The organism is Intestinicryptomonas porci, assembly GCF_033971905.1.
Classification (GTDB): domain Bacteria; phylum Verrucomicrobiota; class Verrucomicrobiia; order Opitutales; family Intestinicryptomonadaceae; genus Intestinicryptomonas; species Intestinicryptomonas porci.
In genome coordinates, this window is the sequence record NZ_JALBUT010000008.1 from 18,303 (window position 1) to 32,178 (window position 13,876).

General features: G+C 46.2%; 6 protein-coding genes. 3 read left to right on the forward strand and 3 right to left on the reverse strand.

The genetic code is table 11. The features are described 5' to 3' along the window. Positions 1–166: 166 nt before the first annotated feature. Positions 167–1,066, reverse strand: coding sequence for a pentapeptide repeat-containing protein (locus tag MOX91_RS07300; RefSeq protein ID WP_370397428.1), 900 nt, complete (start codon positions 1,064–1,066; stop codon positions 167–169). A 200-nt stretch (positions 1,067–1,266) separates the two neighbouring features. On the opposite strand from MOX91_RS07300, the gene MOX91_RS07305 reads away from it, so the two are divergent. Further along, the gene (locus tag MOX91_RS07305; protein ID WP_370397429.1) at positions 1,267–3,060 is read left to right on the forward strand and encodes a phosphoenolpyruvate carboxykinase (GTP); all 1,794 of its coding nucleotides are present in this window, start codon (positions 1,267–1,269) and stop codon (positions 3,058–3,060) included. Between the two features lie 279 nt (positions 3,061–3,339). Here the strand turns inward: MOX91_RS07305 and MOX91_RS07310 are convergent, their stop codons facing one another. Then, positions 3,340–5,076, reverse strand: coding sequence for a tetratricopeptide repeat protein (locus tag MOX91_RS07310; RefSeq protein ID WP_370397430.1), 1,737 nt, complete (start codon positions 5,074–5,076; stop codon positions 3,340–3,342). 231 nt (positions 5,077–5,307) lie between these two features. Between MOX91_RS07310 and MOX91_RS07315 the strand changes: the two genes are divergently transcribed. After that, positions 5,308–6,486 (forward strand): outer membrane beta-barrel protein, encoded by a 1,179-nt coding sequence (locus MOX91_RS07315; RefSeq protein WP_370397431.1) that lies wholly within the window; start codon positions 5,308–5,310, stop codon positions 6,484–6,486. A gap of 673 nt (positions 6,487–7,159) precedes the next feature. Here MOX91_RS07315 and MOX91_RS07320 read toward each other — a convergent pair. Further along, on the reverse strand, positions 7,160–8,983 hold the full coding sequence (locus MOX91_RS07320; protein WP_370397432.1) for a c-type cytochrome: 1,824 nt from the start codon (positions 8,981–8,983) through the stop codon (positions 7,160–7,162). Between the two features lie 280 nt (positions 8,984–9,263). On the opposite strand from MOX91_RS07320, the gene MOX91_RS07325 reads away from it, so the two are divergent. After that, the gene (locus tag MOX91_RS07325) at positions 9,264–13,775 is read left to right on the forward strand and encodes an SUMF1/EgtB/PvdO family nonheme iron enzyme (RefSeq protein WP_370397433.1); all 4,512 of its coding nucleotides are present in this window, start codon (positions 9,264–9,266) and stop codon (positions 13,773–13,775) included. The last annotated feature ends 101 nt before the right edge of the window (positions 13,776–13,876 follow it).

Here is a 13,876-nt window from a genome sequence, read left to right on the forward strand (position 1 = left end):
CTGAACGGCAGTTTTACCTACCTTCGCGGATATTACAGTGAGATAAAGTTTTAAGAAAGTGAAACTGCCTTCGATGCTCCGTTTTACAAGGAATGCTGTAATAGTCGTGTACTATATCTGTATGTATATGCCACAGTATTTTGGGTAGTATGTTGTATTGCAAAATTTATTCGCTTAGCTTTTTGTCGAAGTCAGCTTTTGAAATCCCCGTGATTTCTTCGAATATTGCGTAGTCGAAGTTTGGCAGGGTGAGGGCTTTTAAGGCTTCTTCTTTTGAGGCGGACTTGAATGCTTCTTTTGCGTCGGGTTTGCGCAGGAATGCGGGCAAGATTATTTGTCCCAGTTTTAGGTTTGTGGGTTTATTGAACATCTTGATGGTCGAATTTTCCGTATTGAAAAAACCGATGTTTAAATTCGACTTGTTCCATTTCCCGATATTGTTGTTTCCGACGTTGAAGCTGCCCATGTTGCCGTTTCCGACATTATGGTTGCCGACATTGAAATATCCTTTGTTGCCGTCTCCCGCGTTTGAGTGCCCTATGTTGTTTGAACCGACGTTTGACGAGCCTTTGTTGTTGTTGCCGACGTTGTCTATGCCCGAATTTGCGTCTCCCGTATTGTAGTCGCCCGTGTTTCGGTTGCCTGTGTTTCGGTTGCCGGTATTGTAATTTCCCGAATTGTTTGAGCCGATGTTGCGCACTCCCGTATTGTTTTTACCGATGTTCCAGCTTTCGGGCGAAAATTCTTCTTTGTTTAACGTTTGCAATGCCTCTTCTGTTATGTCGCGCAATAATCTTATTTGGGCACAGGTGATTTTTTCTTCAACGCCGAAGGTTATCGGTTCTGTCTTTCCCTTAAATTCGGCTTCGTAAATTCTCGCGCCCTTTTCGTACCACATGTTCCAGTATTTTGTGAGGTGGTAGCCCGATGCGTGCAGGACTCTTTCGGCAATTTCGGGCAGCCATTCTCCCGCCGTTCCGTTTTTTGGCAGATAGGGGTTGTAGTCGAACTTTGTTGTTGGCGAAAATCCGTCGGCGTTCAGAATTTTGTAGTACTTTTGCGTCATTTTTTTAAATTAAGGATTTTTTGCCCGTAAAAGTGAAGACATTTTTTTGAGTGGCGGCAATTTGCGCCAAAAGTGTCTTTTTTCCCGAAAAGCTTGCGGTTGGGGATTTATTGAAATTTTTTTGTTGATTTTTGAAAATCAAATCCGCATTGTTTCATATCGATTTTTTCCATTGGGAAAAGCTCAAGAAAGTTTATACTATGATAGATCCAAAAACAATAAAGAACAAAGCTCTTGTAGCGTGGGTTGACAAAGTTGCCGCCCTCACTACTCCTGACAAAGTTTACTGGTGCGACGGCTCTCAGGCTGAAGCAGACTCTCTTTTCAAAATGATGATTGAAAAGGGAATGTGCATCAAGCTAAACGAGCAGAAACGCCCGAACAGCTATTACTTCCGCTCAGACCCGCGCGACGTGGCTCGTGTGGAAGCTCGCACTTTCATTTGCGCAAAGACAAAAGAAGAAGCAGGCCCCACCAACAACTGGATGGACCCCGCAGAAATGCGCGCAAAGCTCGAAGGTTTGTTTAAGGGTTGCATGAAGGGTCGTACAATGTACGTAATTCCGTTCAGCATGGGCCCGATAGGCGGCCCGATCTCTCAAATCGGCGTTGAAATCACAGACTCTCCGTACGTTGTCGTTTCCATGAGAATCATGGCTCGCGTAAGCCCGAAGGTTCTCGACGTTCTCGGCGAAAACGGCAAATTCGTACCCTGCCTCCACTCTGTCGGTATGCCGCTTGCGGACGGTCAGAAAGACGTTTTGTGGCCCTGCAATCCCGAAAACACATACGTTACGCACTTCCCCGAAACTCGCGAAATCATTTCCATCGGTTCGGGTTACGGCGGCAACGCTCTCTTGGGCAAAAAGTGCTTGAGCTTGCGCATCGCTTCCGCAATGGGCCGCGACGAAGGCTGGATGGCGGAACACATGCTCATCTTGGGCGTAAAAGACCCGTCAGGCAAGAAAACTTACGTTACTGCGGCATTCCCGTCTGCCTGCGGCAAAACTAACTTTGCAATGCTCATTCCTCCCGCAGAATTGCAGAAGGACGGCTGGCAGGTTTCCACAATCGGCGACGACATCGCTTGGATTAAACCCGGCCCCGATGGCAAGCTTTACGCAATCAATCCTGAAAACGGCTTCTTCGGCGTTGCTCCCGGCACAAGCGACAAGACAAACCACAACGCAATGCAGTCCTGCCGCAAGGATACAATATTCACAAATGTTGCTTTAACTGAAGACGGCGACGTATGGTGGGAAGGCATGACAAAAGAACCTCCCGCAAACCTCACCGACTGGCACGGCAATCCCTGGACTCCCGAATTGGGAACTCCCGCCGCGCACCCGAACAGCCGCTTTACGGCTCCCCTTTACAACTGCCCCTGCATCGACGAAAATGCGGAAAAGTTGGAAGGCGTTCCCGTTTCCGCTGTTATCGTTGGCGGCCGCCGCGCAAACGGCATACCTTTGGTATTTGAAGCGTTTGACTGGGCTCATGGCATTTACTTGGGCGCAATGATGGGTTCTGAACTCACCGCTGCTTCCGAAGGCACTTTGGGCAAGCTCCGCTCCGACCCGATGGCTATGTTGCCTTTCGCAGGCTACAATATGGCGAAGTACCTCGGTCACCTCGTTGAAATGGGCAAGGGTCTTTCTATGACTCCGCGCTTCTTCCATGTAAACTGGTTCAGAAAGAATGCGGAAGGCAAGTTTATGTGGCCCGGCTTTGGCGACAATGCGCGCGTCCTTTCCTGGATTGTAAAGCGCGTAAACGGCGAAGCGCACGCAAACGAAACTGCAATCGGCTTGATGCCCGACTATAAGGACATCAACTGGGAAGGTCTTGACTATTCGGAAGAAGACTTCAAGGCTTTGATGACATACGATCCGCAGGTAGTTGCAACGCAGCCGCTTTCCGAAGAGTTGTACAACCAGCTTCCGAACGCTCTCAAAATTCAGCGCGAAGCTTTGTTGGAACGCCTCGCAAAGTAAGGTGGCAGCCTTTTAAAAGGTCTGTTAAAAAACAGTTTTTATGCAGGAGACGGCATCGAAAGATGCCGTCTTTTTTGTTGTTGGATTTTTAATACTTTTTTGTCTTGATGCTTTGCTTCGGAGGGGGGGAGAATAGAATAAAAAAAACGAGTTTTTACATGCCTAAGTAGGATATAAAATGCACAAAAAAAACAAAGCTCCAATTTTGTTTAGAGCTTTTGAGCATTGCCACTTTATGCAGGTGTCGGCAATTTTGATTTTCTGTTAAATGGGCTATGCTTAGAATGTTGACAGGATTTTTTCGTTGTCGTAGTCCGAGGGCAAGTCGGAGAAAATACGGTTGCCGGAGGCTTTTTCCATGTCGAACACCGCGTCTATTGCGTTTATGATTTTTTCGCGTTCGGCGGTGAATATGAAGCGGTCTGTCAAAAGTTTTTTACGCGCACTCATAATCATGTCGCGCGGCGGGCGGCGCATGTTGATGAGGCGGAAAATGTATTTGTTTAAATCCGAAGAATTGCCTGCGTCCAGTTCGAATTGTATCAGCCTTACCAGTGCATATTGGTGCATCGGGTCTTTTTCGACTGCGGCGACGTACAATTTGTGCGCGGTTTTCGGTTCTCCGAGCATCGCAAAACGCCTTGCCGTTGCAACCAATGTGCGCGGATTTACCGTGCCGCGCTTTATGATTTCGTTTATCAGGGCGTTTGACATATTGGTGTTGCCCTTTGCCAGATACGCAACCGCGCGCAAAGACGTAAAGACATTTTCGTTGCGGTTTAACCATTTGGGGTTAGCTTTTATTATGTCTTCGGAAAATGCTATTGCGTCGTCGTATTTTTTGCAGGTTATGAAAGTTTCGAGCAAAAGCATGCAGTATTGCGCCGTGTTTGAAAACCCCTTTTCGATTGCGTTGTCGTAAATCTTGCGCATCAAATCCAAATTTCCGGAATCCGCCGCGTAGTTTGCTATGTGTATTAAGTTCTTTTCATCAGATTTATTGGCTTCAAAGAGGCGTTTAAGCTCTTCTTCCGCGGCTTTCTTGTCGCCGCTGTTTGCGATTGAGCGGAGATAGTCAACCCTCGGTGCAATTTCAAGCGGCTTTTCGAGAATCCTCAAAGACCCGTATTGGCGCGCTTTCGCGTAGTCGCCAAGCAAAATGTAATAGTTTACGAGCAGGGCATACACGGGGTCGAGGTCGCGCATAAGGTTTATGTTGTTTGCGATGATGTTTACGGCTTCGTCGCGGTTGCCCTGTTCCCATTCGTTTTTGGAAAGGCGCAGTATTCCCGGCGTTGTCTTGTCGAGACCGTATTTCACAATCATTTCCTTGCTGTCGTTATACATTCCGTGCATTGAATAGACTGTGGCTACTGCCATTGCAAGGTAGGTTTTGACCTGCTCGTTTTTCGGATTTTTTTCAAGAATGCTTTTGCAGACGTTGATTAGCGTTTCGTCTTCCATTTTGGAAATCAAAAGCTGGGTGTAAAGGCGCATGTATGCGAGGTCTTCGTAGGCGTAGGGCAAGCCCCTCTTTAAAACATTCATCGCGTCGTCGTGCTTGTTCATCATAAAAAAGAACTGGGCGAGCATCTTTTTGCCTTCAATGTTTTTATGGGAGCGGTTTACCCCGCGCAAAAGATTTTCAAACGCTTGGCGGAATTCGCCTTTTGCGAGCAGTTCTTTCGCCGTTTTTATATTGTAATCGCCAATCGCGGTGTTGGTTGCTGATCTGTTCAGCGGGTAAAGCAGGGCGGTTTTTACCGACATTTCCGAATAATCGCGCTGGTATTTGAAAAATGCGTATATAAATATGCTCTTAAATAAGAGAAGAATCAAAAAGAGTGAAAACGTAACGGCAAATATTTTGCCGAACATTAATTTTACCGCCCATGTTCCGTTCGGCTTGCGGTACCTGTAAGCCATTCCGAACATTGTGGGATATTTTTGCGGCGCTATTTCTTTTTTCGGTGAGTTTGTTTGGCTGTTTTGGGAAATTATTTTGTCTTCGGGCATTTTTGTGTTTTTTTTGTTTGCTTGGAATTTAAAATATAAATAATTTTTCTTTAAATATTTTAATAGCCCAAAATTAAATCTATGCAAGAAGTTTTTGTTTTATTAAATTTTTTTGTCTTTAACGCATTTTTTTGAAAAAAAACAGAATATTACTTGACAAAAGTCCGAAGAACTATTTTACTGCTTGTCATTATAGCAAAAATTTTCGATTAAACAAAGAATAGGAATTACATGAAAAAACTATCATTGTTAGCAAGTGTCGCCGCTATGGGCGCAACCGCATATGCAGGTCCCCTTCTCCAAGTCGGCGACGATTTGGATGTTTCATTTATCGGTTCCGTTATCGGGAAATGGACAAATAACGTTACTTGGAATTCATATAAATCTTATGACGATTATCTCATAACAACGCGTGTCGGCGGCGAAGCCGTTTACGGGAAAAACAAGGCATTTACCGTTACTGCGAGGGCTTATGAAGATTTAAACCGTTATATGCAGCATGAACGTTTCGATTCCAATCTCACAAATGTCATCGTAAAAGCAGCATACCAGTCCGACGCTTTCAACGCGAATGCTCACTTCTCTTTCATTCAGGCAGCTCAGAATACCGACACCACCGTTAATGATGAAAATTTGGCTCGCACAAACACAATCAAGGCGGGTGTAAACGGTTCTTATGTCATTTCCAACAAGGTCATTGTTGACGCAGGTTTTGACTATGTCGATATTCATTATACAAACCAACAGAATGTTTATACGGATTCAACCGCATATATCGTTCCCGTAAGCTTGCTTTATAAAATTACCGACAAGTTGAGCGCGGGTTTGTCATACCAGTATCGCCAGACAAATTACGACAATTCCGATATGAGCCCATCTAAGCTCTATTCGAGAATGCTCTATGGCGACAGAACGCAGGACCACTTTGTGGGTCTTACTCTTCGCGGCGAATTGACAGAAAAACTTTCTTCGGAAGTTTATGTTGGCGCGACAATCCGCGATTCTTCGGGCGGCGTTCTCGATAACGATGACACGATGTTCACTTTCTCCGCAAAGTTTAACTATCAGGTTTCCGACAAGGCAAGCGTATATGTTAAAGGTTTGAGAGACTTCGGCAATGGTGCACAGCGTCAGAATTCCGAAAGCACAGGTGTTGACTTCGGTGTAAATTACATCCTGTCTTCATATATCACAAGCTATGCTTACGGCGGTTACAGATATGTTGACTATGTAAATTCTCCCTCCGGTCGTCAAGACGACAAGATTTTTGCAGGCGTTGGAGTTTCCTATGCTCCTGTAAAGTGGGGTAGCCTTGCATTGTCTTACACATATTATGACAATTCTTCAAACTTGCAGAGCTCGTCTTATATGGCGCACCTTGTTTCTGCATCGCTTTCAATCAAGTACTAAGAATTTTTCTTAACAAAAAACCGCAACACAAATTATTGTGTTGCGGTTTTTTTGTATCTTAATTTGCCGAAAAGATTTTGGAATTTTTTTAGCCTCGCAATAAATACTTTTTTTTGAATAAGAGGTTGCTATATTTCAGACGGAGGAATGCGGTTTAGATTACGAATTTGTGCTATATGAAAAAAGAGATTATACTTTGTGGCATTTATGGCGCTTTAAGAGAGTATTTTAATGCGTGATTGGCTTGCAAAGGGTTTTCATGTTTTTTACATCTTGGAAAATTGTCTGATGACAATATGTGAATTTCAATTTGTAATTAGTCCTTTTCGCGGTTTTAAACTTATCCTTAACGGGGTTGTGAAATAGCCGCAATCGTATATTTCTTTCGATAAAAATCGAGAAAATTACAATAGTTTAGGAAGCTGATTTTTTTGAAATACAATTTAATGCGGTTTTAACTTTTGCGTGTTTGTCTATGCCAAAGGTAAACAGTAAAACAAATCCGAATTTGCAATTCGAATAACTTGGAAACAGCCGTAAATTGCAAAGATGTTTGCAAAAGTTATTTAAAAAGACGACACCCGAAAAAAAATGGCGTCGCCTTTTTTTTGAATAAATATGCTTTTGGGGAAAGGACTGAAAGATAAACTCTAAGAAGGCTTAACTTCAATACTTACAGCGTTAAAACGTAGGCTTCAAGTGCTTTTAGCTCATCGTCCGAAAGGTCTTTTGTATTGCCGTGAAGTCCGTTTTTGTTGAAATTTTTAAGCATGTCAAATATTGATTTAGCCCTTCCGTCATAAAGGTAGGGTGCTGAACGCCAGACTTCGCGCAGAGTCGGCGTATCGAACTTTTTGCCGACATCGGGGCCTTCTGCGGTTTTTAAGTCGTGGAATTTCATGTCGGTAAAGTATTCGCCCTTGTGGCATTTTGAGCATCCCGCAGTTTCAAATAGAATTTGTCCGTCTAATGCCTGTTCGGAAAGCTCGCCTTGCGGGGCATGGGGGCTTGGCACGGGTAGCAGGCGTTTCATAAATTCATCGACGCATTGCGCGTCCTCTTCGCTTCTTTCGACAAATTGTATGTATATCAGTCCCGCGCGCACGCAGGTTTCGGCGTCTTTGCGGACTCCCGTAATCATTGTTGGCGGAGTGAAGTGGGCAAAAAGCATTGATTTTGACTGCTTGGGATTGCAAATGCCGTCGTTTACCAAATCCCAGTTCAGATTGTCTGAGCGGGTTGCGGGGTGGCAAGTCGCACACGAAAGCCACTGCTGAAAACACATCCGCGCATCGTTGAAGAAGAGGTCGCCCATGCGCGATTTTGTCATTTCGGAATTCCCGCCTATGTCGATATGCTCGACTTCGTAGTCCATGTCGGCGTCTATGCTTGCGAGGTCGTCCGAATAGTATTCTGCGGCATAAAGCTTGTTGCCGACCCATGCTATGTTACGCACGCCCAACCCTTCCAAGTCAACGCGGGTGCGTATTTCCGAAAGGAAATTTAAGTCGTCTTCTATCGCGGGAGCTTTGGGGGCTCTCGGTGCGTTTATGCGCTCATGCAGGGCTTCGAGGTCAATCATGCTGACTTCATGGGTGCCCGCGCTTGCAACTGCAAGGGTTTTCTCATCGTCTGAAATCGCTATGCCCCATGGGTTTGCCGCCCCGAGCGTATTTTCGTCCAAGAGGAAGCTCGTCTTGCGCGCACGGTTTTTCAAGTCGATGATTGCAACGGCGTTGGTGTTTACCCAGCCTCTGTCGAGCTGGGTTGTCGGCACGTTAAATCGGGCGAGAACGTAAGTTGCGTATGCGGTGTTCCCGTCTTTTGAAATGGCGATGTCTTTGCAGTTGATTGCGCCGTTCGGAAGCTCGATTTTTGCAAGAGTTTTTAAATTTTGCGCGTCTAAAATCGTGACGGCACAGGCGATGTTTTCTTCGTACAAACCGCCCTTGGGTTCGGGAAGATGGTTTGCGATGACAAGCTCTTTGTTGTCAGGGGAAAGCTTCATTGCGTATGGTTCGTGAACTGCCATGCCTTTTGCCGCAAGCTCTCCCGTAGATGAATTTATTTTGCGGATTTCATTTGTGAACTGGTTTGCCACATAAACAAATTTCCCGTCTTTTGAAACCGCTGGCGCAGTCGGGAAATGCCCTACGTTCCAAGAATTTAAAACTTTTAAATTCTTTGCGTCTATTTTAACGAGTTTGCCGTTTTCTCCGAGAACAGTCGCGTACAAAATTTCACTTCCTGCAAAACATACGCCAGAAACCCTGCCGCCGAGAGGCACTTTGCCTGCGACTTTGTCTTCTTTTACGAAAACCACGACATCTCCCGTTTTGCATCCCACGGCGATTGTGTTGTCGGGGGCTACAGATATGTATTCGGGGCTCAAATATTCCGCTCCATAATCTATTATGTCTCCGAAGTATCTGTTTTCTCTTTCCGCGAATGCCACAAAGGCAAAGAATACAACGCATATAAAAACAAGTTTCCTCATAATGTTTCTTTTCTGTTCCCGCACCGTATTTTTACAAATCCCCTATATTTAAAAAATTCGGTATATTTAATTTACGATTTATTCAAAAAACTTTTGGGTTTTCAAGCAAAAAAGATTTGACTTTTAGAATAATATTTAAAATATAAAACGTATTTTAAGTTTGAAATCAATCATTTTTCGGAAATAATAAAATGCAAAACCTGATAAAAAGGGCTGTTTGCCGTGAGAGATTGCGCAGAAGGGCATTTTCTTTTTGAGAATTTTTATTTGAAAGGATTTTATGATGAGGAAAAAGATAATAGCAATGTTAATGGGGGCGTTTTGCGCGGCTGTTTCTTTTGCGGCGATGTCGGTAAGCGACAATGACGCAAAGAATGCGGCAGAGCAGATGTTTGAAAAAAAGGGAAGCTTTGTTGAAACATACAAGGCGTTGTATCCCAAGTTTGAAAAATTCAGAAAGGAGCAGGAGGCGTTCGTAAAAAAATCGAAGGTCGATTTCGGCTCTTGGCGTCAGGTTCGCCAAAAGGACGGCACATACGTCTTTACAAGAGTGATAAAAAGCGTCAAGCCCTTGAAAGTCGGGGTAACGCTTTCACTTCCGATGTATTCAGAGCTTTATTTGAACGGGCAAAAGCTCGACGAAAACAAAGGCTGGAACCAGACAAAAGAAAAGGTGTTTACCCTCGACTTGCAAAAGGGCGAAAATATCCTTGAAATGAAGACCGTGAAATTCGAGAGGAATTTCCGCTATACGCAGATATTTTATCCGTACGCCTCTCCCATCAGAAAAATAAGGGAAAAGTTCTGGCAAAATTACGGGCATGTCATGAGTGCGCTTGACGGCGACAAAACTGCGATTTTTGAAAATCCCGACCTTTATAAAAATACCGAAGAGAGAATGCGCAAAGTCATAGAAGAATCTCTCTTTTCCGCAGGCAAATTTGAAAAACGCTACAACGAAATGGTCGAAAAGAAAGTCGATCCGACTTCGATAGAATGGCTTAAAATTTTTGAAGAAGCCGTAAAGACTTGCGTGGCGGAGCGCGAAATGGGCTACGACATTAAAAATGTGAAGGCCGCCGTTTCGGAAATCTCCAAGACTTATAAGGCGTATCCGAAAAAATATCTTGAAGAAATAAATAAGTGGGAATCCGAATTCAACGCGATAAAAGAAGAATTTATTGCGGGCAACTTCTCAAAGAGGGGCAGGATTGAAGAGTTTAAAAAGCTCGCCGACGAAGCCTTGCTTGCAAATCCCGCGCTTAAAAAGTTCAAGAATTGGGTGTTCTTAAAGCGCGCCTGGGGAACTCCGTTTGAGGGGTTGCCGTCAAACTGGCAGGGAAATCCCCTTCTTAAAAACCGCAATGCCTGGAACGACCAAATTTGGTCGTTTGACATCACAAAGCCGAACGAAGCCGAACTTCTTTATTCGTCAAAGGAAGAAACTCCCGCCATTACCGACATGGAAATCGACTGGGACGCAAAAAAGCTGATGTTCTCGGGTCTGGACAAAAAAGACCGCTGGCAGCTTTACGAAATCGAGCTTGACAAAAAAGGCGCGATGCCCGTTGCAAAAATGCTGACTCCGGGCATTCACGAAAATGTCGATAGCTATGACTCGACTTATTTGCCTAACGGCAAAATCATATTCTGCTATACGGCGTGCCATGTCGGCGTTCCTTGCGTGAGCGGTTCCGACTATGTTGCGAACCTCTATGTTATGGATCCGAATGCGGGGTCTCCCGAGCAGGTTGACAAATCCATACGCCAGCTCACATTCGAGCAGGACGCCGACTGGATGCCAACTGTTATGAACGACGGCAGGGTTATGTACACGCGCTGGGAATATACGGACAATTCCCACTACTTCTCCCGCATTTTGATGCGCATGAATCCCGACGGAACGTCGCAGGCTTCTTATTACGGCTCAACGAGCTTCTGGCCGAATTCCATTTTCTACTCGCGCCAAATCCCAAATTCTTCGACGAAGTTCATGTCGATTGTTTCGGGGCACCACGGCACGCGCCGTTCTGGAGAGCTTCATCTTTTCGACACTTCAAAGGGCACGTTTGAAGACGAGGGCAGGGTGCATAAATTCCCGACTTATGGAAGGGAATATGTCGCCAAAACAAAGGATACCTTGGTTGACGGCGTATGGCCGCAAATGCTCCATCCGTATCCGATAAACGAAGGCTTGGCTGTCGTTTCGGCGCGCACTCCGCAGCAGGGGTGGTCGATATATTTGGTTGACAAATTCGACAATATGACGATGTTGCAGCGTTCGGGGCAGGGCTGGAGCTACTTTGAGCCAATGCCTGTTGCAAAGCGCAAGAAGCCCTCTGTAATTCCGAGCCTTGTCGAAAAGAATTTGAAGGCAAATCCCAAGCTCGATACGGGCACTTTGTTCTTAAACGACATCTATCAGGGGCCCGGGCTTGCAGGTGTTCCGCGCGGAACGGTAAAGGCTTTGCGCATATTTGAATACAACTATGCCTACCGCAACATGGGCGCGCACGACGTTATCGGGCAGGAAGGCTCTTGGGACGTAAAGCGCATTCACGGCACCGTTCCCGTTGAACCCGACGGTTCGGCGATATTTGAAGTGCCCGCAAACCGCCCAATCGCCTTGCAGCCTTTGGATAAGAATGGCAATGCGCTTGCTCTCATGCGTTCATGGCTCACCGTCATGCCGGGCGAAGTCCAGAGCTGCGTCGGTTGCCACGAGGCAAATTATATGACGCCGATTTCAGCGACCGCTATGGCGGCACGCAAGAAGCCGTCAAAAATTACTCCGTTCAGGGGACCTATTCGCGGTTATTCTTTCGTAAGGGACGTTCAGCCGATTTTGGACAAATACTGCGTCGGTTGCCATGACGGAACGAACAACGACCGCCCCGTGCTTACGCGCGGAAATCCCGTTTGGAAGCATTTTACGAGCGCGTATATGGCGTTGCATCCGTTTGTCCGCCGCTCCGGGCCCGAAAGCACGCAGAACTTGCTGCCGCCCTCTGAATTTAAGGCGAACACAAGCGAGCTTGTGCAAATGCTTAAAAAGGGACACCATGGCGTGGAGCTTGACGATGACGCATGGTCGGTTCTCTACACTTGGATTGACTTGAACGTTCCGTTTATCGGTTCGTGGAAGGAAGTCCGCAAGGAAATTCCGAATAACGGCGACGTCGAGCGCAAAAAATTCCTTGCTTTGTATGCAAACCGCTTTGACGATCCCGACGTGATTGACTGGGACCCCGGCAAACAGGAGTTTGTCGCTCCCAAGCCCGAAAAGAAGCATCCGCAAAAGGAAGTCAAGGCGGCGGGTTTCCCGTTTGACGAAGATGTGGCAAAGCGCAAGGTCGCGGCTGTAAAACTGCCGAAAGAATTGGTTGCCGACTTGGGCGACGGGCAGACAATGCGTTTCTCGCTGATTCCCGCAGGCTCGTTTGTGATGGGCACAAACGATTGGTATTTTGACGAAGGCCCCGCAAGAGCCGTAAAAGTTGACAAACCTTTCTATATGGCAACGTTTGAAACAACAAACGCCCAGTATAAGGTTTTCGACAAAAATCACAATTCCGCGTTTTTTGACCGCCATTGGAAAGACCACGTAAACCGCGGCTATCCCGCAAATCTGCCCGAGCAGAGCGTCGTCAGGGTTTCCTGGAAGAAAGCCATGCAGTTCTGCAAATGGATGAGCGAAAAATACGGCTTGGAAGTGTCTTTGCCGACAGAAACCCAGTGGGAATGGGCGGCGCGAGCTGGTTCGGACGGAGATTTTTGGTTCGGCAACATCGGAGCGGACTTTTCCGCATACGAAAATCTTTCCGACTTCTCTTCAAAAAAGTTTGCGGTCATGGGCGTCGACCCCCAGCCGATGAGGAATCCATCTCCGCAAATGGCGTTTGTTCCCGCCGATTTGGACTTTAACGACGGTCAGCTTGTCACGGCAAACGTAGGTTCTTATGCACCGAGTCCGTTCAATTTGTACGACATCAACGGCAATGTCGCGGAATGGGCGTTAAATGACTATACAAAGACTATCGGCGGTGAAAAAGTCGAAGGAATGAAAGTCGCGCGCGGTGGAAGTTGGCGAGACAGGTCAAAGTGGGCGCGTGTCACCGTCCGCAGGGCTTACCCCGATTGGCAGGGCGTTTACAATGTCGGCTTCCGCGTGGTGATTAACGACCCGCAGAAGGCGGCGGAAGTCTTGGAAAAGGCGGCTCCGCTTCCCAAAAAGCCGTTAAAGTTCGGCTCTACAGAGGAAAATGACGTGGATTTAAGCCAGTACAAATCTTCAAACCCGAACGAAATGATAATAAACGGCGGCTTTGATTATCCCGTTAGGAACGGCGGTAATGTAAGCTCCGGCGACATGATTGCATGGAAGACCAATAAAGGCTCTTTTGAAGTATGGAACACGGGTGAACACGGCTCTCCGAAGCTCAATTCGCAGGGCAAAGAAACAGGCAGACAGATAGAGCTTGCCGAAGGCGGAGTTGCCCCGTTTGACGTATGGCAGACGTTCCGTGTCCCCGAAGGCTATTCAAAGGCAAAGGGAAAACTTACGTTTGAGGCTTGGCCGCGCAAGCGCATGGATACAACCGTTACTGTGTTCGTTAACGCAAAGCGCGTGGCTTCCAAGAAATTGGAAGGCAGAGACGGTGTTTGGACAAAAAATAGTTTGGATATTCCAAATATTTCGTCGGGTCAGACCGTCAAGGTTTTGTTCCGCGAAAATGGTAACGAGTCTCTCGGGTGGCATATTGACGATGTGTCATTTATTATAAGCAAGTAAAATTGCGGCATTTATTTAACGGCGGCGGTATTTTTATCGCCGCCTTTTTGTGTCTTTTTGGGGAATTTTTTTCATGTTTTGAATATTTAGTGAAAACCATC